The organism is Actinomyces oris, from assembly GCF_001937445.1.
GTDB lineage: Bacteria > Actinomycetota > Actinomycetes > Actinomycetales > Actinomycetaceae > Actinomyces > Actinomyces acetigenes.
Genome location: NZ_MSKS01000019.1, coordinates 1 through 21,458, shown reverse-complemented (window position 1 = coordinate 21,458; position 21,458 = coordinate 1). Strand labels below are relative to the sequence as shown.

20 protein-coding genes and 1 pseudogene are annotated in these 21,458 nt (G+C 71.9%); 11 read left to right on the top strand and 10 right to left on the bottom strand.

Translation table 11 applies throughout. The features are described from left to right. Positions 1 to 191 precede the first annotated feature (191 nt). The 6 genes and pseudogenes from hemL to BKH20_RS06375 all read right to left on the bottom strand — a co-directional run. Positions 192 to 1,625, bottom strand: coding sequence for a glutamate-1-semialdehyde 2,1-aminomutase (gene hemL / locus BKH20_RS06400; RefSeq protein ID WP_075390389.1), 1,434 nt, complete (start codon positions 1,623 to 1,625; stop codon positions 192 to 194). Between the two features lie 489 nt (positions 1,626 to 2,114). After that, positions 2,115 to 3,164 carry a porphobilinogen synthase gene (gene hemB / locus BKH20_RS06395; RefSeq protein WP_075390388.1) on the bottom strand — a complete coding sequence of 350 codons (1,050 nt, stop codon included), beginning with the start codon at positions 3,162 to 3,164 and terminating at the stop codon, positions 2,115 to 2,117. A 310-nt stretch (positions 3,165 to 3,474) separates the two neighbouring features. Beyond that, the gene (locus tag BKH20_RS06390) at positions 3,475 to 4,344 is read right to left on the bottom strand and encodes a uroporphyrinogen-III synthase (RefSeq protein ID WP_081381624.1); all 870 of its coding nucleotides are present in this window, start codon (positions 4,342 to 4,344) and stop codon (positions 3,475 to 3,477) included. Between the two features lie 4 nt (positions 4,345 to 4,348). After that, positions 4,349 to 5,653: a hydroxymethylbilane synthase gene (gene hemC / locus BKH20_RS06385; RefSeq protein ID WP_075390387.1), complete on the bottom strand. Its 1,305-nt coding sequence runs from the start codon at positions 5,651 to 5,653 to the stop codon at positions 4,349 to 4,351. A gap of 129 nt (positions 5,654 to 5,782) precedes the next feature. Continuing rightward, entirely contained in the window at positions 5,783 to 7,858 is a 2,076-nt protein-coding gene (locus BKH20_RS14655; protein ID WP_276565253.1) for a protoporphyrinogen/coproporphyrinogen oxidase, read from the bottom strand. Positions 7,859 to 8,032: 174 nt separating this feature from the next. Next, positions 8,033 to 9,445 (bottom strand): annotated as a pseudogene (locus BKH20_RS06375) (uroporphyrinogen decarboxylase); the annotation flags it as partial. A gap of 190 nt (positions 9,446 to 9,635) precedes the next feature. Here BKH20_RS06375 and BKH20_RS06370 point away from each other — a divergent pair. The 10 genes from BKH20_RS06370 (at position 9,636) to BKH20_RS06320 (ending at position 17,891) form a co-directional block, all read left to right on the top strand. Next, positions 9,636 to 11,132, top strand: coding sequence for a glutamyl-tRNA reductase (locus BKH20_RS06370; protein WP_075390386.1), 1,497 nt, complete (start codon positions 9,636 to 9,638; stop codon positions 11,130 to 11,132). Continuing rightward, complete coding sequence (locus tag BKH20_RS06365; RefSeq protein ID WP_081381622.1) at positions 11,125 to 12,600, top strand: ferrochelatase; 1,476 nt, start codon at positions 11,125 to 11,127, stop codon at positions 12,598 to 12,600. The genes BKH20_RS06370 and BKH20_RS06365 overlap by 8 nt, the downstream gene beginning before the upstream one ends. Before the next feature lie 38 nt (positions 12,601 to 12,638). After that, on the top strand, positions 12,639 to 13,448 hold the full coding sequence (gene hemQ, locus BKH20_RS06360; RefSeq protein WP_075373652.1) for a hydrogen peroxide-dependent heme synthase: 810 nt from the start codon (positions 12,639 to 12,641) through the stop codon (positions 13,446 to 13,448). Positions 13,449 to 13,676: 228 nt separating this feature from the next. Further along, positions 13,677 to 13,940, top strand: coding sequence for a hypothetical protein (locus BKH20_RS14245; RefSeq protein WP_178388569.1), 264 nt, complete (start codon positions 13,677 to 13,679; stop codon positions 13,938 to 13,940). Positions 13,941 to 14,384: 444 nt separating this feature from the next. Beyond that, positions 14,385 to 14,744: a hypothetical protein gene (locus BKH20_RS06345; protein WP_256693059.1), complete on the top strand. Its 360-nt coding sequence runs from the start codon at positions 14,385 to 14,387 to the stop codon at positions 14,742 to 14,744. 67 nt (positions 14,745 to 14,811) lie between these two features. Beyond that, a complete protein-coding gene (locus tag BKH20_RS06340) occupies positions 14,812 to 15,033 on the top strand; it encodes a type II toxin-antitoxin system Phd/YefM family antitoxin (protein ID WP_070512051.1) in 222 nt (73 codons plus the stop codon). Further along, positions 15,030 to 15,422, top strand: a complete 393-nt coding sequence (locus BKH20_RS06335) for a type II toxin-antitoxin system VapC family toxin (RefSeq protein ID WP_075390384.1) — start codon at positions 15,030 to 15,032, stop codon at positions 15,420 to 15,422. The genes BKH20_RS06340 and BKH20_RS06335 overlap by 4 nt, the downstream gene beginning before the upstream one ends. Before the next feature lie 84 nt (positions 15,423 to 15,506). Next, the gene (locus tag BKH20_RS13740) at positions 15,507 to 15,677 is read left to right on the top strand and encodes a hypothetical protein (protein WP_430793383.1); all 171 of its coding nucleotides are present in this window, start codon (positions 15,507 to 15,509) and stop codon (positions 15,675 to 15,677) included. 545 nt (positions 15,678 to 16,222) lie between these two features. After that, positions 16,223 to 16,927, top strand: coding sequence for a hypothetical protein (locus tag BKH20_RS06325; RefSeq protein ID WP_075390382.1), 705 nt, complete (start codon positions 16,223 to 16,225; stop codon positions 16,925 to 16,927). A gap of 466 nt (positions 16,928 to 17,393) precedes the next feature. After that, the gene (locus tag BKH20_RS06320; protein ID WP_178388568.1) at positions 17,394 to 17,891 is read left to right on the top strand and encodes a Dps family protein; all 498 of its coding nucleotides are present in this window, start codon (positions 17,394 to 17,396) and stop codon (positions 17,889 to 17,891) included. Positions 17,892 to 18,023: 132 nt separating this feature from the next. Here the strand turns inward: BKH20_RS06320 and BKH20_RS06315 are convergent, their stop codons facing one another. Further along, complete coding sequence (locus BKH20_RS06315; RefSeq protein WP_075390380.1) at positions 18,024 to 18,641, bottom strand: TetR/AcrR family transcriptional regulator; 618 nt, start codon at positions 18,639 to 18,641, stop codon at positions 18,024 to 18,026. Positions 18,642 to 18,679: 38 nt separating this feature from the next. On the opposite strand from BKH20_RS06315, the gene BKH20_RS06310 reads away from it, so the two are divergent. Further along, positions 18,680 to 19,993, top strand: a complete 1,314-nt coding sequence (locus BKH20_RS06310; protein ID WP_075390379.1) for an alpha-amylase family protein — start codon at positions 18,680 to 18,682, stop codon at positions 19,991 to 19,993. Positions 19,994 to 20,129: 136 nt separating this feature from the next. Here the strand turns inward: BKH20_RS06310 and BKH20_RS06305 are convergent, their stop codons facing one another. The 3 genes from BKH20_RS06305 to BKH20_RS06295 form a co-directional block, all read right to left on the bottom strand. Beyond that, entirely contained in the window at positions 20,130 to 20,531 is a 402-nt protein-coding gene (locus BKH20_RS06305; protein WP_075390378.1) for a type II toxin-antitoxin system VapC family toxin, read from the bottom strand. Then, positions 20,528 to 20,755: a toxin-antitoxin system antitoxin subunit gene (locus tag BKH20_RS06300; protein WP_075371050.1), complete on the bottom strand. Its 228-nt coding sequence runs from the start codon at positions 20,753 to 20,755 to the stop codon at positions 20,528 to 20,530. Before BKH20_RS06300 ends, BKH20_RS06305 begins: the two co-directional genes overlap by 4 nt. 7 nt (positions 20,756 to 20,762) lie before the next feature. After that, positions 20,763 to 21,458: GlxA family transcriptional regulator (locus BKH20_RS06295; RefSeq protein WP_256693058.1), on the bottom strand; the 696-nt coding region annotated here is incomplete at its 5' end.

Sequence of the window (21,458 nt, the reverse complement as noted above, 5' to 3'; positions counted from 1 at the left end):
GGGGCGCACTGCACGAGGGCCGGGGGCCACTGGAGGAGGGCTGGGTGCACTCCGTGTAGGTAGGGCTTTCGTGCAGTACGCACAACTCGCGGCCAGTCTCCCGAATCTCGTGCAGTACTGTGCGGTTCCAGTTGCCGACGGCGAACCCGGTCCGCTGGTAATGCCTGCAGGCCAGGCCCTCCGAGAGGCGGTCAGCTCGCCTGAGCCCGGGCCGCGGCGCGGGCGGCCGCCGGGGCCGCAGCCGCAATCGCCTCCAGCTCCGCCTCGCCGTGCGCGGCCGAGACGAACCAGGCCTCGAAGACCGACGGCGGCAGGCCCACACCCGCCTCGAGGAAGGTGTGGAAGAAGGGCCCGTAGCGCCAGGTCTCCTGGGTGCGGGCGGCCTCATAGTCGCTCACGCCCTGCTCGGCGGCCCGCTGCCCGAACATGAAGGAGAACAGCGAGCCCGCCCGCTGCACGCGGTGGGGCACGCCCTGCTCACTCAAGGCGGCCGAGACCACCTCGCCGATGGCCTGGGCGCGGGCGGCCACCGAGGCGTAGACGGCGTCGTCGGCCAGCTGGAGCGTGGCCAGGCCGGCCGCCGTGGCCAGTGGGTTCCCCGAGAGCGTGCCCGCCTGGTAGACGGGGCCGTCCGGCGCCAGCAGGTCCATGATCTCCGTGCGTCCGCCGACGGCGGCCAGCGGCATCCCGCCGCCCACGACTTTGCCGAAGGTCACCAGGTCCGGCACCCAGGCGGCGCGCTCGTGCCAGTCGGCACCCGGCCAGGAGGGGGCTGCGACGTCGGCGGGCTCAGTGGACGGGCCCGGCAGGTTCGCGGTCCAGCCGTCGACGGCCTCCAGGCCCCACCAGCCGGCCGGGCCCACGCGGAAGCCGGTGAGGACCTCATCGAGGATCATGAGCGCGCCGTGCTCGGCAGTGATGCGGCGGATCGCGGCGTTGAAGCCGGGCGCCGGCGGCACGATCCCCATGTTGGCCGGGGCGCCCTCGGTGATGACTGCGGCGATCTCGGCGCCCCGTTCGGCGAAGCAGGCCTCCAGGGCGGCGACGTCGTTATAGGGCAGGACGATGGCCTGGGCGGCCACCGCCGCGGGCACGCCGGCGCTGCCCGGCAGGCCGCCGGTGGCCAGGCCCGAGCCGGCCGCCGCGAGCAGGCCGTCACTGTGCCCGTGGTAGCAGCCGGCGAACTTCACCACCAGGTCGCGGCCCGTGGCGCCGCGGGCCAGGCGCACGGCCGTCATCGTCGCCTCGGTGCCGGTGGACACGAAGCGCACCTTCTGCGCGGCCGGCACCCGGCGGCGCACCTCCTCGGCCAGGAGCGTCTCCGTGGCGGTGGGGGCGCCGAAGGACAGGCCGCGGGCGGCGGCCGCCTGGACCGCGGCGACGACCTTCGGGTGGGCGTGCCCCAGGAGCGCCGGGCCCCAGGAGCCCACCAGGTCCACGTAGCTGCGGCCCTCGGCGTCGGTGACGTGGGCGCCACTCGCCGAGGCGATGAACCGCGGCGTGCCGCCCACCGAGCCGAAGGCGCGCACGGGGGAGTCGACGCCCCCGGGGATGACGGCGCGAGCCGCCTCGAACAGGGAGGTGTTGGTGGAGGGGCGGCCTGCGGGCTGCGATTGCTGAGTCACGGTGATCCTGTCGACGAACTGGTCAGGGCCGGTTCGGGCCAGCCGTACCGGGTGGGACTGCCTGACAAACTACCGGACTGAGGCCGTCTGCCGTGGCGTTGAACGTGGCGTTGACCGGTTGGGAACGCGGGGGAGGGTGAAAGTGTCACTACTGGCGACTTTTCAGGTGGTCGAAACCGGCTCCTTCTTGCAGTATCCCAGGTCAGGGAGTGGTTACTTCCAGATACTGAATGAGGTGGGAGTTGAAAAGTCGCCACCGTGGACACTTTGGCGACGTGATGCCGCTGGGGACCGTTCGCTATGACGAGCGACGAGACCGGTCAGCGGAAGTTGAAGCTCCTCGAAGCAGGTAGGAAGGACATGTCTCCGGGCGCGCTGGGGAGACGTCGCTAGTTGTACTTCCCCGTGGGGCCGGCGGCGTGTCCGTAGCGGGCATTCTGCCTGGTCGAGGCCCGGGGCACCCCCCGATACCGCAGTCTGTCGCCGGACCTACCGCAGGGCCGGGTTCTCGGCGATCTCCCTGGCCCAGTAGGTCAGGACCATGTCCGCCCCCGCCCGCACGATGCCCAGCACCGACTCGGCGATGACGCGCTCGCGGTCGATCCACCCGCGCTGCGCGGCCGCCTCCACCATCGCGTACTCGCCGCTGACCTGGTAGGCGGCTACCGGCACCGGTGAGGCGGCGGCGACATCGGCCAGCACGTCCAGGTAGGGGCCGGCCGGCTTGACCATGACGATGTCCGCCCCCTCGGCGACATCGAGCATTACCTCGCGCAGGCCCTCGCGGCGGTTGGCCGGATCCTGCTGGTAGGTGCGCCGGTCGCCGGTGAGTGTGGAGCCCACGGCCTCCCGGAACGGACCGAAGTATGCCGAGGCGTACTTCGCCGAGTAGGCCAGGATCGCGACCTCGTCGTGCCCGGTGGCGTCCAGGGCGGTGCGGATCGCGGCGACCTGCCCGTCCATCATCCCCGAGGGCGAGACCATGTGGGCCCCGGCCTCAGCCTGGGAGACGGCCATGGCCTGGTAGGTGGCCAGGGTGGCGTCATTGTCGACCTCGCCGGCGCGCGGGCCGTCGGGGCGGATGAGCCCGCAGTGGCCGTGGCTGGTGAACTCGTCCAGGCAGGTGTCCGCGCACACGACAACCTCGTCCCCCACCTCTGCGCGCACCGCCGCGATCCCGCGGTTGAGGATGCCGTCCTCCGCCCAGGCCGCTGTGCCGGCCTCGTCCCGGGTGGCGGGAACGCCGAAGAGGTCGATGGCGCCGATGCCGGCCTCGGCGCAGGCGGCGGCCTCGCGGCGCAGCGAGTCCAGCGTGTGCTGGACGACCCCTGGCATCGCCTCCACGGGGCGGGGGGTGTCGATGTCCTCGCGCACGAACACCGGCAGGATGAGGGCGGATGGGTCCACGACGTGCTCGCGTGCCAGGCGCCGCATCGCCGGAGTGGTGCGCAGGCGGCGGGGGCGGACCGTGGGGGGCTGCGGGTCGGGGACGGGGCGGCGCGACAGGAAGTCGGCGGCCGGTCGGAGGGCGTCGGTCATGAGGTGCTCCTGGTGGTTGTTGGTCCGCCGCCCCGCAGGTTGTCCAAAGTGTTGGAGCGACTGGGATTGGGCGGATCGGGTGGACTTGTGAGGAGGTCTGTGCAGGGGGCACTCGCGTCGGACTGGGAGGCTGCGAGGTGGTTCCGTGTCACGAATGGCGACTTTCAGTGCGCCGAGCGGGGGTGGTGGCTCTCGAGCGCATCCGAGCATCCGGCCCTGACCTGGGCACATACCTGAGGGGTAGGTGCGGAGGGGGCAGTCGCGGCAATGAAAAGTCGCCAATTGTGACACTTTTGCCGGTGCGTGGCCATCACGGCGGCTCCTGAGAGGCAGGAGCGGAACCTGTGGCGCCCCGGATGGCGTCGATAGTTGCCTGGAGAACCCCCTCGGGCGTGGGGGAGAGGGCGGTGGCAGCGACCGGCAGGCCGAGTTCACGGGCGGCCGCCGCCGTGGTGACACCGATGGCCACCAGTCCAGTTCCCTGCGGCGGCGGGCCGAGCAGTTCCAGGACTGCCCGCGTCGTGGATGGGGCGGTGAGCACGACCGCGTCCACTCCGCCAGTGGCCCACGTGCACTCCAGGTCCGGGGGCAGGTCGTGGGCGTCTGCTGTGACGGTCGTGTAGGCGGCCACCTGCTCCACCTCCCAGCCCGCCCGACGTAGGCCCTCCGCCAGTGCCGGGTCAGCCAGCGCCGAGGCCGGCAGCAGCACCCGCCGCGCAGCATTCGGGGCTGGCAGCGGGCCGGCGAGTTCTGGTTCCTTCAGGAGGGCGGCGGCCGAGCCTCGGGCCACCAGGTCGGGGGCGGTCCCGGTGAGCTCGGTCCACGCACGTGCCGTCGCCGGGCCGACGACGGCCACCCGTAGCGCTGAGGGCACCGGAACGTGTAGGTACGGCGCCAGCGCCTCAACCGTCCGGGCTGAGGTGAGCACCAGCCAGGCCGCCTCGCCCGCCGCGATCCTGCGCGCAGTCGCCTCCAGCGTCGCCGCCTCACCCGGAACGGTCCGAGTCACGGCCGCGCGCAGCACCATCGCCCCGGCCCGCTCCAGCGCCGAGGCGATGCGGTCGCGCTCCTTGAGGCGCGGCAGCAGAACCACCCGCCCCGACAGCGGCGCCCCGCCGCCCTCCCGGGGGTTGCCCGGGAGGCTCCCGGCTGAGTCAGTGCGTGAGGTGGACTGCGCCATGGCCTCAGTCCCGCCGGGGCTTGTTGGCGTGCAGGTCGACGATCTGGTCGGCGCCGTCCTCCAACAGGACCTCGGCCGCCCTGGCCCCCAGCGCCTCGGCCGCCCGAACCGCCTCCGTGTTCCCAGGAGCCTCCGGCCCCCCAGCGGTCTCGGGCAGCTCGGCGCTCAGTTCGCAACCAACTTCCTGACCGCCATCGAGCGAGGTGACCACCGCCCGCAGCACGAGCACCTGCGGCGAGCGGCGCGAGACCGCCGAACCGCGCGGCCCCGCCGCAGCGGTTGCCTCCGTCCCCCCGTGCTCAATGCCCCGATCCACTGGGGCGCCGATTGGCCGCGGGCCGCCAATCGGCGTCCCGGCCCCCTGCCCAGTTCTGGTCGTGGCGGTGTCATCTCTGCCGAACTCCTCGTTCCACCGGGTTCCGTGCTCGGCGCGCTCCTCCCAGAGTTCTCGGTTGCCACCCCGCAGGTGCGCCCAGGCCCCCACCGGCGCCGCGCAGCCCGCCCCGAGCCGCGCCATGAGCGCCCGCTCGGCCGTCACCGCCAGGCGCGTGGGCTCGTCGTCGAGCGCCGCCACGGCCCGGGCCAGTTCCGCGCAGTCCTCGCCGGCTCGGGCCTCCACGGCCAGGGCCCCCTGAGCCGGCGCGGGCAGCATCGTCTCCAGGTCCAGGACCTCGCTCGCGCAGTGCTCCAAACCCAGGCGCCGCAGCCCCGACAGGGCCAGGACCACCGCGTCCAGGTCACCGGCGGCATCGGCCCGGCTCGGCGCCACCGGCTCATCGGTCCCGACGCCGACCGCCTCCAGCCCCCGCACCCGCGCCAGGCGCGTGGGCACGTTTCCGCGCAGGTCCACCACCTCCAGGTCGGGGCGGGCGGCCAGCAGCTGGGCGGCCCGACGCGGCGAGCCGGTGCCCACGCGGGCCCCCTCCGGCAGGGCGGCCAGGGTCAGGCCGTCGCGGGCGCACAGGGCGTCGCGCGGGTCCTCGCGCGCCGGCACACAGATGACCTCCAGCCCCTCGACCGGCTGCGTGGGCAGGTCCTTGAAGGAGTGGACCACCAGGTCCACCTCGCCGTCCAGGAGCGCGTGGCGCAGCCGGGCCGCAAAGACCCCCACGCCGCCGAGCTGCCGCAGCGGAGTGCGGTCGCCGTCGCCGTCCGTACGCACGGTGACCAGGTCGATGCCCAGGCCGCCGGGGCCCCCGCCGGCAGCCTGGCGCAGCGCCTCGGCGACCTGCCCGGACTGGGTCAGCGCCAGGCGCGAGCCGCGCGTGCCCAGCCGAAGCCGCCGGGAGTCCGTCCCCGTCGTGGTCATGCATCCCCTCCTCGTGCGCGGTTCTCAATCGTCGCGTTCGTACCGTAGGGCTCGCCTTCGTACCTTGGGGGTACGAACTCGCGACCTAATATACGAACGCGCCGTCCACCCCCGTTCCGGCGCGGCGCTTCACCCGCCACGGGAGCCCACCAGACGCCCGGCCGCGGCGCGGGCGTGCCCGACGACGGCCGCGATCCCGGTCCCGGCCACCCACGCCCCGGTGACCTCCAGCCCCGTCACCGACGCCAGCTCCTCCTCCAGGCGCGTCGTGCGCTCCCGGTAGGCGGGCGTCACCGGCGGCAGCGTCCCGTCCCAGCGCACCAGCAGGTGGTCGATCACCGCCTCCGGCTCGATCCTCACCCCGGTCAGGGCCGCCACGTCATCGAGCGCCACCTGCAGATCCACCTGCGGGCGCGGCCGGCCGGGCCGACCGTAGGACAGGCGCAGCGCGTGGACGTCCGGGCCGTGCAGCGCCCGCAGCTCGGCACCGACCCACGGCCACTTGGCACTCAGGTGCGACAGCGCCTTGGCTCGCACCGGGCAGGCGGCCGGGCTCGCAGACCCCCCGCCGGGAACCTTCCCGTCAGAGACCAGGCCAGAGGCCCCGGTGCCGGCCGACGCCGCTGCGGCGGGTCCGGCGAGCTCAGCGGGACCAGCAACGGCGGTGGGCGCCACGAGCAGCCCCGAGCCCACCGGCTCACCACTGAGCTCCGGAGCCCGCGCCACCAGCGTGAAGCGGGCGATCGGCGCCCCCACCGGCACGGTCAGGTCCGTCGCGCTCGCGGGCAGGCCGCGAATCCCCCGCAGCAGCCGCAGCGCGGCCCCCGCCGAGCACGCCACGACGACGCGGTCGGTGGCCACAACCTCCTGCGCACCATCGGGCACCGGCTCGTCCGACGGCGTCGGCCCCCGGCGCGTCGGGGCGATCCCCACCCGCCAGGCGACCGGTGCCTGTCCGCCTCCACACTCCCCGCCGCCGGGCCGCAGCCACTGGGCGCCGGTGCGGGTGCGCACGCTCCCGCCGCCGGCCTCGATGGCCTCGCGCAGCGCGTCGGTGAACCGGAACAGCCCGCCCTCGACGGCCGCGTCCACGCTCCGGCCGCCCGCCCCGTCCTTCCGGGCCCGACGCCGCTCCAGCACTGCCGCCACAGCGGCACTGAGCGACCCCAGTTCCGCCGTGGCCCGCCGCAGCCCGGGCATGACGACGTCGGCCGCCAGGTCCGCCGGGTCCGCCGAGTGGATGCCCGCGACAATGGGCCTCACGAGGCGCTCCAGGACGCCGGCCCCCATGCGCGCGGTCACGAAGGAGGCCAGGTCGGCCGGATCCTCAGGGCCGGTGCCCACCGCACCGGGAAGGTCGGCGTCCTGCGCGGCCCGGCGCGCGGCCCCCTCCCCGATGATGGCGACGACGTCGGCCGCCAGTGGGTCCGCCGGGATCCCCAGGTAGGCGTGGTCAGGGAACCGGTGCAGCCCCCACTGGGACGGCCCTGCGCCGGCGCCCGGCGCGAGGGGCGGCAGGAAGAGCCGGGGCCGGCCGTGCGGGGCGGCGGTGCGCAGCCCCAGCTCGGCGAGCATCGAGGTGGCCGCCTGGCCGCGCACGACGAAGCCCTCAGCACCCAGGTCCACCCGCGCCCCGCCGATTCTCCCGGCCGCGACGAGCCCGCCGGTGTAGCCGCGCGCCTCAATGAGCAGCGGCCGCAGCCCGGCGCGCACCAGGTCCCAGGCGGCCGTCAGCCCCGCGATCCCGCCGCCGATGACGAGCGCGTCCCACCGCTGGACCGGCGCCTGGGGGACGGCCGGACTCGCCGGCCGGGCAGCGGCCCCCGGAGTGCCTGGGGTAGCCGCGCCAGCCGGGCCGTCCAGGCCTCCCTGGTCGCCCGGAGCGTCCAAGGTGCCCCGGTTATCTGGCCTGCCCTGACCTTCCAGGTCTGCCGAACCTGCCGGGCCTGCTGGCCGGGCATCGGTCTCGGGGGCGCTCGGGCCTGCCGGGCCGCACGGGTTGCCCGGGTTGCTCCGGCCTCCCCGGCCGTCAGAACCGTCGATGGTGCCCTGGTTGTCCAGGCCGCCCTGACCCCGCAGGCCTCCCGGACCTGCCGGAGCGCCCCGACCGTCCAGGCATCCCGGAGCGCCCCGACCGCCAAGGTCGTCGGGCGCCCCGTACCGGTCCTCCTGGTGGCCCCCGGCGGGCTGCGTGTGCTCAGTCATTCAGTGCTCTTCCCGTCCGGGGCGGCGCGTCGTGCGGGCCAGGGGCCGTCCGCCAGGACCTCGAGGCGCCTGCCGGCCGGGCTCCCGCAGGCTCTGCCGGTCCTGCGGTTCCGGCCCGCTCGACCCGCTTGGCCCGCCGGGCACCTCGGCGGCCTGAGCCGGCGCATCGGCGACGGCGTCCCACCCGGCCAGGGCCACGGCCTCCCAGTCGGCCGAGCCGTGCACCCGTGCCACGATCCGGGTGAGGACATCCGCGTCAGTGGCCGGCGGCACCCCGTGCCCCAGGTTGACCACGTGCCCCGGCGCCGCGCGCCCGGCGGCCAGCACCGCGTCGACCTCCTCAGCCAGGATCGGCCACGGCGCCGCCAGCAGCGCCGGGTCGAGGTTGCCCTGGACCGGGCAGGCCCCCGCCTGCGGGTCGGCCCCGGCCAGCGCCTCAATGGCCTCACCCAGCTCGATGCGCTCGTCTACGCCGACGGCGTCGGCCCCCACCTGCCGCATGAGCCCCAGCAGCCGGGCGGTCCCGGTCCCGAAGTGGATGAGCGGCGCAGCCTCACCGGTGGTGGGGGACAGGGCGCCCCGGGCCGTCTCCAGGGCGAGCGCCGAGTAGGGGGCCACGCGCTCGCGGTAGGCGCGCGGGGACAGTGAGCCCGCCCAGGAGTCGAAGAGCTGGGCCGCGGCCGCCCCGGCACGCACCTGTGCGGCGATGAACTCGCCGGTCAGGCGTGCGCACCAGGTCATGAGCCGGTCCCAGGAGTCGGGGTCGGCGCGCATGAGCGTGCGCGCCGCCAGGTGGTCGCGACTGGGGCGGCCCTCCACCAGGTAGGCCGCCAGCGTGAAGGGCGCCCCGCCGAAGGCGAGCACCGGCGTCCACCCCGCCGACCCGGCGCTGTGCTCCAGTCCGGCGCGCGCCCGCTCACTGAGCCCCTCGCGCGCGCCGGGTGCCTGCGGACTTCCCAGCTCGACGACGACGCGCCGCACCGCCTCCTCGATCGCCCCGACCCCCTCGGCACCGGGGCCGTCACCGAAGCGGCGGGCCACCAGCTCATCCACCTCGCGGCCGCTGCGCACCGGGGCGTCGAGGACCGGCCCGACGCCCTCCTCGATCCGCACCCCGACGCCCGCCAGGCGCAGCGGCACCATGATGTCGGAGAAGAAGACAGCGGCGTCGACGCCGTGGCGCCGCACCGGCTGCAGCGTCACCTCCGCCGCCAGCACGGGATCCAGGCAGGCCTCCAGCATCGGGACGTCGGCGCGCGCCCGCAGTGCCCGGTACTCCGGCAGCGACCGTCCCGCCTGACGCATGAACCACACGGGCGTGCGTGCGGGCCTCCGGCCCGCCAGCGCCTCCAGGAGCGCGGGCGACGGGGTCGGCCCCGCCGCTCCGGCAGCTCCCGCCGCTGGCCCGGGCGTCGCCCCGTCGGCTCTTCCGCCTGCCCCGCCTCCGTCCTGCTGCCGCTCTTGCGCCGCCCGCTCGGACTCAATTGAATCATTGTGTGAACTGCCGGTGACGAAATCGCCGTTATCGGACGAAGAATGCTGACGCCGCGTGCTTTCCCTGCGATAGGGGAACTGAATGCGAGACATATCCGGCTGCCTCCTGTAAGCAGTGGTCAGAGGGGGGTTGTTGCGCGTGATGATGCGGCGTTCCAGACGTCCGTCGGGTCCTGACGGAGTGTCAGAAATATGGTGGTGACGCATTGTCATGATGTCGGGTGTGTGTCGCCACGCCGCTATTGTGCCTGCACCCCGCGGTGATGTTTCAATAGCGCACGTTGTGACTACTCATCTTCTCTCCGCAGACCATCGACTGCCGGGCCTCGACGTCGTTGCCCGGCTCGGCGCGGTCGCCCCGGGGCTGGGGCCGGACCTCCTGGAGGCGGTGCCCGCGCTGCGCGGGGTCCTGGTCCTGTCCACCTGCAACCGCCTGGCCCTCCTCATCGACGCCGATTCCTGGGCCGACACCGGCTGCCCGGCGGCCCTGCACCCGGACCTCTCTCCGGCGGACGCGAGCCGGCCCGCGGCGGCGTCGGACCTGGCCGAGACCATCACCGCCTTCCTGGCCGAGCGCGCCGGGCTCCCCCCGAGCGGCCTCCGGCTGACCCACCTGGTCGGGGCGGCCGCCCGCCGGGAGATGCTCGCCATCGCCGCGGGCCTGAGTTCGATGGTGGTCGGTGAGGCCCAGATCGTCGGTCAGGTCCGCCGCGCCGCCGAGACCGCCGCCGCCGAGGGCACGCTCAGCCCCGAGCTCGTGCGGGTCGTTGAGCGCGCCTCGGCCACCGCCCGCCGGGTGGCCCACGAGACCGAGCTGTCCGGTCAGGGGCGCAGCGTCGTCGCCGTCGGCGTGGATCAGGCCGCCGGCCACCTGCCGCCGCTGGAGGACTGCCGCGCCCTCATCGTCGGCACCGGCTCCTACGCCGGCGCCACCGTCGCCGACCTGCGCGCCAGGGGCCTGAGCGACATCGCCGTCTACTCCGCCTCCAACCGCGCCGAGGCCTTCGCCGCCGGCCACGGCCTGCGCGCCGTGCCCACCGGCGCCCTGAGCCAGGCCATGAGCCGCGCCGACCTCGTGGTCACCTGCCGCGGCACCGGCGGGCCGATCCTCACCGCCGACGTCGTCGCCCCCGTCGCCGCCGAGCGCGCCGGCTCAGGCGGGGGAGCCGGCCGCCCACTGGTCATCCTGGACCTGGCCCTGACCCGCGATGTCGATGAGGCCGTCGGCGCCCTGCCCGGCGTCGTCCACCTCGACCTGGCCCGCGTGCGCGACGCCGTGCCCGACGCCGAGGCCCAGCAGGTGACCGCCGCCCGCGCCATCGTCGAGGCCGAGGCCGCCGACTTCGAGCGCACCCTGGCCGGCCGGGCCATGGACCCCCTCATCACCGCCCTGCGCGCCCAGGTGGGCCGCGTCGTCGCCGAGGAGGCCGCCCGCCTGCGCCCCCAGCCCGCCCGCCGGCTCGCCTTGGCCGTTCCTGCCGTTGACGGGCGCGCCGGAACCGGCGTCAGCGGGGTCAACAGCGCCGACGCCGCCGCGGGGGCCTGCCCCCATCGTCACCTCGCTGCCGAGCCCGGCTTCGATGCCGCCGGCCAGATCGACGGCGAGCCCATGGTGCCTCTGGCGCAGGCCGAGCGGGCCCTGCACCACCTGGCCGCCCGCCTCCTCCACCAGCCCACCGTCATGGCCCGCCGCGCCGGCCAGGAGGGCCGCGAGGAGGCCTACCGTCAGGCCCTCGAGCTCGTCTGGGGCCTGGAGAGCGCAGGGGAGAACCATGACTGACGCCGCCGCGTCCGTGCCCGGAACCACCCAGAAGGCTCCCGCACGCCTGGACGCCCGTCCGGACACCCTCCCGGGCGCCGACCTCGCCGGAGCTGCGGCCAGCCTCCCGGCCCTCGACCCGCTGGCCCCCTACGACGCCGTCCTCCTGCTGTCCTACGGCGGGCCCCGCCGCCCCGAGGACGTCCTGCCCTTCATGCGCAACGCCACCGCCGGGCGCGGCGTGCCCGACTCGCGCCTCCTGGAGGTCTCCGGCCACTACCAGGGCTTCGGCGGCGCCTCCCCGATCAACGCGCGCAACGCCGAGCTGCGCGACGCCCTCCAGGCCCGCCTGGCCGAGCGCGGCTCGACGCTGCCGATCGTCGTCGGCAACCGCAACTGGCACCCCTTCGTCAGCCAGGCCCTGCGTGAGCTGGTCGACGCCGGGGCCCGCCGCGTCCTGGCCCTGCCCACCGCGGCCTTCGGCTCCTACTCCGGGTGCCGCCAGTACCGCGAGGACCTGGCCGGCGCCGTCGCCCTGCTCGCCGACGGCGCGGACGGCTCCACCGGTGAGGGGGCCGAGGCCGACGCCGCCGCCCGGGTCGGCGGGGACGGGGGTGGCCCCGTGGAGCTCACCGTGGACAAGACGCGCCCCTACTACAACACCCCCGGCCTGCTGCAGGCCAACGTTGACGCCATCGTCGAGGCCTACGGGGCGCTGGCCGAGCAGGGGGTGGCGGCCGAGGACGCGCGCCTCGTGCTCGTCACCCACTCCATCCCCCTGGGCATGGAGGCCGGCTCCGCCCCGGGGGAAGGGTGCGAGAGTGCGCCCGGCGCCTGCGCGGCACTCGGCACCTCCGACGTCGACGGCCCGGGAGGAACCGGGTGGCGAGAGCCGGGCGTGGCCGCCGACCTGTCCACGGAGGTCTCCTACGTCGCCCAGCACGAGGCGCTGGCCGCCGTCCTCGTGCCCGAGGTCGCCCGTCGGCTCGGCCTGGAGAGAGTGGAGGCCGACCTCGTCTACTGCTCGCGCTCCGGCCCGCCGCAGGCCCGCTGGCTCGAACCGGACGTCAACGACCACCTCGAGGCCCTGGCCGCCGGGCACCTGACCGACGGCCGCCCCGTGGACCGGCCCGGGGGCGTCGTCGTGGCCCCCTTCGGCTTCATCTCCGACCACATGGAGGTCGTCTTCGACCTCGACACCGAGGCCGCCCAGACCGCCCACGACCTGGAGATGCCGTATGCGCGCGCCGCCACCGTCGGCACCCACCCGGCCTTCGTCGACTCCCTCGTCGACATCCTCTTCGAGCGGGCCGCCACCGCCCGCGGCGAGGACGTCCGACCCGACTCGACCACCGGCGTCGGCCCCTTCCACACGGTCTGCCCGGACTCGTGCTGCCGGCCCGGGACCCGCCACCCCGGCCGGCCCAACCGACCCAACCGGCCCAGCCAGCACAGTCACCACGGGACCGACGGCGCCGGCCTCCGATAGCCCTAAGCCCAGCAGCTCCACAAGAACTAGGAGAGGAAATGAGCACCGACACCCGCAGCCAGCACGGCCACCCCGGCGGTCACCCCGGTGAGGGGGGCCTGCACCGCTTCGAGGACGAGGAGCGCCGCCCCCACCGCGACCCGCGCGACGCCACCGACGTCGACCTGGAGGCCATCAACAACCAGTACCACTACACGCTCTACTCGGTCTTCCGCCTGACCCGACCGCTGCCCGCCTCCCAGCCTGAGCGCGAGCACCTCCTGGGGGAGAGCGCCAACTTCGTCGAGGCCGGCGGCGTGACGACGCGCGGCTGGTATGACATCGGGGGTCTGCGCGCCGACGCGGACCTGCTCGTGTGGTGGCTCGACGACGATCCCGAGGTCCTTCAGGACGCCTACCACCGTCTGCGCGGCAGTGCGCTGGGCCGCTACCTGGAGCCGGTGTGGTCCTGCATGGGGCTGCACACGCCCGCCGAGTTCAACCCCCGCCACGTGCCGGCCTGCCTGGCCGGGGTGGCGCCGCGCGACTGGGTCATGGTCTACCCCTTCGTGCGCTCCTACGAGTGGTACCTGCTCGACCCCGAGGAGCGCTCGCGCATGATGGCCCAGCACGGGCGCCACGGCTTCTCCAAGTACCCCGACGTCAAGGGCTCGACCCTGTCCACCTTCGGCCTGAGCGACTACGAGTGGATCCTCGGCTTCGAGGCCGACAGCCTCGACCGGCTCGAAGGGGTCCTGCACCACCAGCGCTACACGGAGGCGCGCATGCACGTGCGCGTGGACACGCCCTTCTACACCGGGCGCCGCGTCAGTCCGCAGGAGTGGGCCCAGCGCCAGCCCTGGGCCTGAGCGGCAGGGGCCGAGGCCAGGTGCCGTGGCTATACTCGGCAGGACAGTTGTGACCTCGGGGTGTGCTGCAGATCACGTGGCTGTTCTCGCCGGGAGCGCTCGTCATGACTGTGAGTACCCCCTCGGGACTGTCTAGTGAGAGCTATTACTGTGTGTTTATGTGATTCTGATACTTCCTTTCTGTTCTTCGTTTATCCGCTGGTGGCCCTAGGGCCGACAATCGTGCTCATGGCTCTCGGTGTTGTGGGACAGAGGATGAGAAAGGCTGAGCGCGCGCGTTTCTACTTTCGAACCACGTACAATCTATCTGTCGATCGCATGCTCGCCGAGAGCCCTCTGGACAAGAACTACATCGCCAGATTGAAGGGGGCTACATTTGGGAGGTTCGCAGCCATCCGATACGTCACCATGTGTGATCCCGTGCCCCGACAGATTGCCATCAGGTTCATTGACGCCATCTGGGGGGATGTGCGGGGGCCGGGCGTGTTCTGAGACGTGCATCTTCAGTTCCGGTGCAAGAGGTGGATGGTGTGAGTGATGGAGCGTTGGTCAGTGGTGGCGGCGAGGGCTGCTTTTCGCTTGCCTGTGTGAAGTCAGTGACTGTCGACCGTGAATCAAAATTCATCTTAGGTAGGTGAAACATGAGCTACTGCACCTCCGATGCGATATCTGTGGTAATGTCGATAATGGTGGGCGTTCCCATGTTGGCATATTATGTATTTGGTGGTCGTGAGCGACTGAGCAATAAAAGTGAGCGTGAGTTTCGCTTCTTTCGAAACGAGTACAGTCTGTCGGTTGAACGTATGGTCGCTGAAAGTCCGGTCGACAGGAATAAGGTTCTTGAGCTGAAGCGAAAGCTGTTCGGGAGGTCTCGGGCTATTCACTACGTCAGAAAATGGGATCCCGTACCTCCTCGGATCGCGGCTCTCTTCGTTGATGCCATTCGATAGGATGCTGGACCTGGCCCAGCATCTTGTGGATGGTCGGGAGACCAACACCCGCAAGGCGCTCAAGCAGGCCAAGAAGTTCCGCAAGGACGTCTGGACCGACGACAGCGACTGTTCGGAGGAGGATGAGCGCGCCACGGACACGGCCTATGGTGCCGTGTTCATGGTGGTCTCGGTGTGCTCACGCGACCCCTACGACGACATCACCGGCCCCGAGAACGACACTCAACTGCTGCCGGACACCATCGAGACCAGCTACGCCTGCGCCTGCGCCGAGACCAGAGCCACCAACATCATCAGGGTCCACCAGACTGACGTCCCCGTACGAGTGAGATGTCCTCGGCCGTGAGGGTGGGCGGCGGCGCAACCTGACCAACGTGGTTGACCAGGTCGCTTTCTCCTGGGACCATCAATACATGAAGACGGTGAAGGTTCAGGAGGCAAAGACGCATCTGTCGGCGCTGTTGGTGGAGGTCGAGCAGGGGACGACCATCAACATCGCCCGAGGGCGTCAGACAGTGGCGCGCTTGGTTCCGGTCGGGGGCGAGCGGGAGCTGGGCTTCGGCGGATACCAGCTGCCGGACACGTTCTTCGACGAGCTGCCGGAGGAGGAGCTGAGTGCCTGGGAGGGTGCATGAAGGGCTACCTGCTCGATACGCACGCGCTCATGTGGGCGATCAATGAGCCCTCGCGTCTGGGCGGGAGGGCTGTCGAGGTGCTGCGAGACCGAGGGAATCTCGTGGTGGTCTCCGCCGCCAGTGCATGGGAGCTGCATACCAAGAACCGCATTGGGAAACTGCCTGGAGCGGGGCCGTGGCTGGATGCTCTCGAGGGGCACGTGCGACGGCTCGGAGCGGAGTTCTTGCCCATCGAGTGGTCGCACGCGCGCTTGAGCGGGCAGATTGAGTGGTCGCATCGCGATCCCTTTGATCGGATGCTGGCGGCGCAAGCGATGTACGAGTCGCTTGCGCTGGTGACGCGCGATCCGGCCTTCGAGGAACTGTCCGGTGTGACGATCCTGTGGTGAGTGGTCGTTGCCTAGAGGGTCTGTCGAACGTCTTGTTCGATCACGTCACCAACGCTGGTGGGGGGCTGGCGCTGTGCCTATGACGTGACCGCCTTGTATTTCGAGGCCGAGCGTGAGGACGAGCTGCGCAAGGTCGGTTACTCCAAGGTGAGGCGTGTCGACCCTCAGGCCATCGTTGGGGCCCGCCAGGTCCGGGCCCTCGGTGACCTGGGGGCTCACTTCCACGGGGAAGGTGACGCCTTCACCGACGGGTAGCTGATTGACACCATCACTCCCAAAAGTGGCGGAGTGCGACTCTGGCGAGGATGGATGCCTGGGTGTGGGCCATTGGTGAGACTCCAGCTGTTGCCAAGGTGACTGCGACTGCCCGGGCCGGGTGTCCCGGGCTGTTGGTCAGGTTGGTCCGGTCTCGTCACGGTGGGCGGGGAGACCTCGGTCGGCTCGCTTCCTCACGGGGATCTTCGACGCTGTCTGGGACACTTCACCCTGGCTGGGGGGCACTCCGTTCCAGGCAGGGGCTGTTTGTGCGTCGGGGGACGGAAATCCTGTCCCCCAGTGCGCAGGGTGTCCCTGTCGATGACGAGCCCTTGACGTCGGCCATCATCCTGGATGGCCTGACCGGCAAGCCTGCGCAGCAGACCTGGTTCCTCCTTCTGAGGACTGTTGGCATCACGTACCCTCGCCAGAACAGGGGTGTAGCAATGAAGTCGACGAAGGTCGAGACACGTTCGTGACCTTCGCGGTAGTGTCGACGGGTTGGTTTCCGCCGGGTCGAATCCGGCCGACAGTCAGGAGCCCCCGTGGCACATGCCGAGAACCACCCCGTGAGCCGAGCCGGGGGCCGCCGTCGAGCCGCTGCACTGGGCTGCCTGCTGCTCGCCGGCTCGCTGGCCCTGACCGGCTGCTCCTCCAAGGACTCCAAACCCGGCGCCAAGGCGCCTGCCAGCCGGGCTGGTTCCACAGGGAGGCCGACGTCAGCCCCCTCGGCTTCCGCTACGGCGTCGAGCACCGCCGGCACCGTCACGGCGGCCTCCCTGTCTGACGCCCAGCTCGGATACACCATCACCACGATCCCCGCCGGCCTCGACGTCAAACGGGTCGCGATCCTCCAGGACTTCGTGGCCTACGACCAGATGTCCTGGAAGCTGTGGGTCGGCGGCGGGCAGGACACCAGCAAGGTCCCCACCGTCACCACCGGCAACCTCCAGCAACAGTTCCTCGACGACGCCGCCAACCTCAAGAACAAAGGACAGAAGGCCAAGACCCCCGTCAAGGTGGCGATCTCCGAGGTCGCCATGAGCGCCGACGGCCAGAGCGCCACCGTTACCTACTGCGTGGACATGACGCAGGTGACCTACGTCGACGCGCAGGGCAAGGACGTCACCGAACCCACCAACAAGGCGCGCATCCCGGCGAAGAACACCATGGTGCCCGGCAGTAACGGGCACTGGCTCGCCTCCGAGGAGGAAGAGACCGGCGAGCCGAACACCTGCAAGGTCGGCTGATATCTCCGGAGCCGTCGTGGCATGATTGCGCTCACCTTTCTTCGGCACCTTCTCCCGGAACGCCCAGTGTCCTGCCGGGGAGGAAGGGAGTCGGAAGGAGGTGGGGGTCGTGTCCAAGCCGAAAGGCCGACGCAGGCAAGTTCGCAAGGACAAGGAAACGGCCCGGAAGGTGAGCGAACTGTTAACCGCACTCGCTCGCCTGACCCGGGCCGTCAGTGTCCTTGTGGATACCCTCGGCAAGTGGTTCGGATGAGCCGCTTACCTGGGGGAGCCGTCCGGTAGCCGCCGGATGGCTCCCCGTCATTATGCCAGTCGGCTCGCGCCAGTGTCCACGTGCTGTTGACCGCCGTCGCCCGGCCCGGGAAGCCCGTCCGGGCAGGTGACCCTTGGTTTCAGGTGAGGCATGGCTTACCTGTGAATCATAAGTAACACACACAGAGATTCACGATGTAGTAAAGTGATGGCCATGAACGCAGACACCATGACAACACCGTCCATCAACCTCACCTTCACCGCCTCCGCCGCCCTGAGCGACAACCTCCAGCGCGTCCTGACCGACCTCATCGCCCTCGAGCTCGTCGGCAAGCAGATCCACTGGAACATCGTCGGCTCGAACTTCCGCGACATCCACCTCAACCTCGACGACGTCGTCGACATCGCCCGCGAGGGCTCCGACGAGGTCGCCGAGCGCATGCGTGCCATCAACGCCGTCCCCGACGGCCGCCCGGCCACCGTCACCGCCGCCACCACCGTCCCGGCCGCCCCCGAGGGCGAGATCCTCACCAGTGAGGGCGTCGCCTACATTGTCTCCGCCATCGAGGCCGTCGTCGCCACCCTGCGCGGCGTGCACGACGACGTCGACTCCGAGGACCCCACCTCCTCCGGCATCGTCGAGGACCTCACCGGCAAGCTCGAGCAGCAGGCCTGGTTCCTCTCCGCCGAGGTCCGCAAGCCCGTGCGCTGAGCCTAAGGCTCGCGCCGACGCGCTGACTCCATCACGTGGGGCCCACCTCCTTGAGAGGTGGGCCCCACGTTCGCGTCTGCGGGCCGGACTGCCGGCCCCGGGATGTCGTACTCGCCTGGGCGGTCCCGGATTTCATGTCCGCCAGTCGCCCAGCGCCCCCTCCAGGCAGCCCAGCGCTGCGTCAACCAGGCTGTGGCGCTGGTCGTCGGGGCAGCCTGCGTGCACCCAGCGCAGGCAGGCGTCGTCGAGGAATCCCAGGTAGCCCCACAGGGCGAAGTTGTCGCGGTGGCCCCGGCTGTCGCCGACCACCTGGGCCAGGGCCGTCACCGCCGCCTCGCGCGCCTCCCGCCTCACCCGGGCCGCCTCATCGCCCGGGTCGTGCCCGGCCAGCACCTGGTAGGTCACCCAGCCGGGGGAGCGCTCGGCGATGAAGTCCAAATAGGTCAGCACCGAGGTCCGCACCCGGTCCCGGGCCGACGACCCCTCCGGCAGAGCGTCGTCGGCCCGCCGGGTGCGCTCGGCGAGCTCGTCAGTGGCACGCCGGAGCACCTCGGCGTAAAGGCCGGCCTTGCCGGCGAAGTACTTGTGCACCAGCGCCTCGGAGGCCTGAGCCTCCGCCGCGACCTCGACCAGTGAGACCTCCTCGTACGGGCGGCTCGCGAAGGCCCGCCTCGCCGCGGACAGGATCAGCTCGCGGCGCTCGGCGGGATCCATGCGCAGGCGGGGACGCTTGTCGGTACGGGATGGCACCTTGACATGCTAACGGGTGCGGCGGCACCCTTGGAGACATGACTAGTGAGTCACCTGGAATAAGCCGTCCTGAAACCCCCGCCTGGATCGACCACGCCATCTGGTGGCAGGTCTACCCCCTCGGCGCCACCGGCGCCCCCATCCGCCCCGAACCGGGCGCTCCCCTGACCGAGCCCGGTGCCCCCGCGCGCCTGGACCGCCTGGAGCCCTGGCTCGACTACGCCGTCGAGCTCGGCGCCAACGGCTTGTCGCTCGGCCCCATCTTCGCTTCATCCACCCACGGCTACGACACCACCGACCACCTGCGCATGGACCCCCGCCTGGGGGACGACGCCGCCTTCGACCGCCTCGCCGAGGCCTGCCGCACCCGAGGCCTGGCCCTCATGCTCGACGGCGTCCTCGGGCACGTCGGCACCGAGCACCCCCTCTTCCGGGCCGCCCGCGCTGGGGGAGAGGAGCGCGGCCTCTTTCGCTTCGACGACGCCGCCGTCGGGAACGACGCCGGACCGTCCGGCCCCGGCTACGCCACCTTCGAGGGGCACGAGTCCCTGGCCGCCCTCAACCACGACTCCGCCGAGGTGCGCGACCTGGCCGTGTGGGTGCTCACCCACTGGCTCGACCGCGGCGCGAGCGCCTGGCGCCTGGACGCCGCCTACGCCGTCGACCCCGCCTTCTGGGCGAGCGTCCTGCCCGCCGTACGCGAGCGCCACCCCGACGCCTGGTTCATGGGCGAGGTCATCCACGGCGACTACGCCGGCTTCGTGGAGGCCTCCACCGTGGACACCGTCACCCAGTACGAGCTGTGGAAGGCTACCTGGAGCTCGCTGGCCGACGTCAACTTCTACGAGCTCGACTGGTGCCTCAAGCGCCACAACGAGCTGCTGGACCGGTTCATCCCGGCCACCTTCGTCGGCAACCACGACGTCACCCGCATCGCCAGCAAGGTCGGGGCCGGCGGGGCGGCGCTCGCCGTCGTCCTGCTCATGACCGTGGGTGGCGTGCCCAGCGTCTACTACGGGGACGAGCAGGCCTTCCGTGGGGTGAAGACCGAGACCCTCGGCGGCGACGACGAGGTCCGCCCCGCCCTGCCGGCCACGCCGTCCGGGCTCGCGCCGCAGGGCGCCTGGATGCTGCGGCTCCACCAGGACCTCATCGGGCTGCGACGCCGCCACCCCTGGCTTGTGCGCGCCCGCACCGAGGTCACCGAGCTGGACAACCCGCGACTGTCCTACGACGCCGTCGGCGAAGAAGGGCAGCGGCTGCACGTGAGCCTGGCCTTGGAACCGGCACCCCGCGCCGAGGTGCGTGCCCCCGGCGAGGCGCCGCTCGTCGTCGAGCCGCCCGCGGAGTGACTCCGACTGTTCCACCTTGTGCCGAGCCGGGCATTTCTCGCGTAGCCGGGCAGAAATTCTGTGGGGCTACGCGAAAAATGCCCGGCTCGGCGTCCGGGCATGCAGCACATCGCCGGCCGGGGCTTGCGACGCTCGTCTAGACCGTGATGAGTGGGAGGCCGGGGTGGACCGCGCTCAGGTCTTCAGGGTCAGAGGTCACCACGGTGTGCCCCTGCTCCTGCGCCAGCAGGGCGACGTGAACGTCAACGATGTCCCGGTGTCCGCTGCGTCCGCACAGCAGGCCGACGGCTCGCGCCGTCATGTCGTCCAGCGGCGCCACGTGCACGCTGGGGTCCGCCAGCAGTCGTGCGACGCGGGCCTGCCGAGGGCCTCCCTGCCAGGCCTGTGCCACGACGCCGGCTGGCATGCTCAGGGGCAGGCCCGTCTCCAAGGCCCGGCGAAGGAGCGCGCGGACCCGCGAGTCCCCGCGCTCAAGTGCGAGCAGTGCGCCGGTGTCGAGGGTCAGGCCCTTGGCGCGCCTCCTGCTGGCGGTGGTCACGCCAGTCCCAGCGCCTGGTCGGCCCAGGCCAGGTCCGCGTCGTCGACGGGGCCGAGCTCGCGATCAAGGTCGTCCAGCAGCTGGGCGAGGTTGTCCTCCCGTTGCGCGCGAGCGACCGCTGCGCTGACGAATCCCGATACCGATGCCGCCCTGCCCTGTGCGACCGCACGGCGAATCGAGACGACCTGCTCGTCCGGGAGGCTCACCGCGATCTTTTGAGTCATACCCGAATCATACCAAGGGTGGTGCAGACGCCCCCGTGCCGAGCCGGGCATTTCTCGCGTAGCCCCACAGAATTTCTGCCCGGCTACGCGAGAAATGCCCGGCTCGGCGTCGGTAGGCCGACGGCGTCGTGCTCAGTATCCGAGCGAAGGCCTGGCGCATAGTGACGGCGCTGCCGAAGCCGCAGGTCGAGGCCACCTGCTCGACCGTCAGGTCCGTGCTCTCCAGAAGCCGCTGGGCCTCGCGCACCCGCTGCGCGCGCACCCAAGCCGCAGGCGCGGTGCCGGTCGACTCCCGGAAGGCGCGGATGAAGGAGCGGGTGCTCATCTGCGCGTTCCTCGCCAGCCGTTCCACGGGCAGCGGCTCGCCCAGGTGCTCCAGCGCCCAGGACGCCGTGCTGCCGATCGGGTCGTCGTCGGCGTGCCGCGGCACCGGCCGCTCAATGTACTGCGCCTGCCCGCCTTCGCGATGCGGCGCGATGACGAGCTGACGCGCCACCTCGTTGGCGGCCTGCGCACCCACATACTTGCGCACCAGGTGGAGGCAGGCGTCCAGCCCCGACGCCGCACCCGCCGAGGTCAGAACGTCGCCATGGTCCACGTAGAGGGCCGACTCGTCCAGCGCGATCTCCGGGTGCTCGCGCGCCAACGGCTCAAAGGCCCGCCAGTGCGTCACCGCTCGGCGCCCGCCGATGAGGCCGGCCTC